The following is a 1,570-nucleotide window of genomic DNA, read 5'->3' as shown; positions in this document are numbered from 1 at the left end:
AAGTCTTGTTCGTATGGGTTCCAAGGAACGATAGGTAGAATCACAAAGTTGTCCCCCCCCTCTTCCTCAAAGACTTGTTGGAGAACTCGGTAATCAGCTTCACTTGAAGAATCTTGACCAAACTCGCTACCTAAACGAACGTCACTGACAACCGGAAAGTAGTAACTACCATCGTACTTCACGATCAACGCTTTACTGTTGATTAACAGCTCGGCAAATAGTGAAAGAATCAACATGATAGATAAGATCACAAACGACCAATAACCACGTTTAATTTCTTTAAAGTGACGGATTTTCTTTTGAGTTAATGGACTTACTTTAATCATATTACGCTCCAAACTTCACACGTGGGTCGACTAAAGCAACACAGATATCCGAAATAATATTGCCGATCAGCAGCAATACCGCGTTGATAGCAACGATGCCCATCACTACTGGGTAATCACGTTCCATAATGGATTCGTAACCTAATAAACCAATGCCGTCGATGTTGAAGATAACTTCGATCAAAAATGCCCCTGTCATGAAGAACAACAGTGAGTTGCCAAAGTGAGAAGCAATTGGAATCAAACTATTGCGTAGCGCGTGTTTGCGTACCGCTTTCTTAAACGGCAAGCCTTTTGCGATCGCGGTACGGATGTAATCCGATGATAAGTTTTCCATCAGGTTATTTTTCATCGTCATGGTGAGCGTTGCGAAATCACCAATCAAGTAACAGATCAGCGGAAGCACAGCATGCCACATCACGTCTTTTGCGCGTTCAAAGAAGGTTTCATAGTCATCGAAATCATCACCGACAAAGCCCCCCATAGGGAACCATTCCAAGTGATAACTAAACAAAGTAATCAATAACACGCCAACCACATAGCCAGGCAAGGCATAACCGACGAATATCAAAATGGAGGAGGTAGAATCAAACACAGAACCGTGCTTGAGGGCTTTGTAATAGCCAAGCGGTATCGAGATGAAGTAGCTGATAAAGAAAGTCATGCCACCATAGAACAGCGAAACAGGCAGACGCTCTGCAATCATATCCGATACTGGTTCGTAATAACGCGTTGATTCACCCAAGTCCAACGTCACTAATCGACCCAACCAATCAACGTAAGCTTCCATCACAGGTTTATCCAACCCGTAGAATGCGTTTAGCTCAGCGATTTGCTCATCAGACAGTGCAGTATTGCCACCCGCTGACGTCATCGATGCTGCGCCGTCTCCCTGAGACTGCATTTGTGACAGCATGCGTTCAACTGGCCCACCCGGTACAAATCGAGTGATGGCAAAGATAAGAATGGTGATACCGAGAAACGTCGGAATGACTAACGCTAAACGGCGTAAAAAGTACGACAGCATATACAACTTGCTCCTTGTCTACTGTCCAAATTAGGCGGGTTTGGTGGGAAGTTTCCGGCCCAAAATGGTGCATATCTATCCGCGTAGTAACTAAAGCTGTTGAAACACACTCCCTGCGATTCAATAACTAGTTTTTTCTTCTACGGCAATAATTTCAGCGTCATATTTATCTTGAATCCACATCAGCTTCAAGTGTTTGAAACCAAAACATGACAAA

General features: G+C 43.8%; 1 protein-coding gene and 1 pseudogene. Both read right to left on the bottom strand.

Annotated elements, in window-relative coordinates; genetic code table 11:
- Positions 1-326 (bottom strand): annotated as a pseudogene (locus R7070_RS24930) (ABC transporter permease); the annotation flags it as partial.
- Position 327: 1 nt separating this feature from the next.
- The gene (locus R7070_RS24925) at positions 328-1,353 is read right to left on the bottom strand and encodes an ABC transporter permease subunit (RefSeq protein WP_069506363.1); all 1,026 of its coding nucleotides are present in this window, start codon (positions 1,351-1,353) and stop codon (positions 328-330) included.
- Between the last annotated feature and the right edge of the window lie 217 nt (positions 1,354-1,570).

This window comes from Vibrio sp. 1557 (assembly GCF_033340175.1).
Lineage (GTDB): Bacteria > Pseudomonadota > Gammaproteobacteria > Enterobacterales > Vibrionaceae > Vibrio > Vibrio alginolyticus.
The sequence above is the reverse complement of the archived record's forward strand: the minus strand, read 5'-3'. Positions and strand labels throughout refer to the sequence as shown.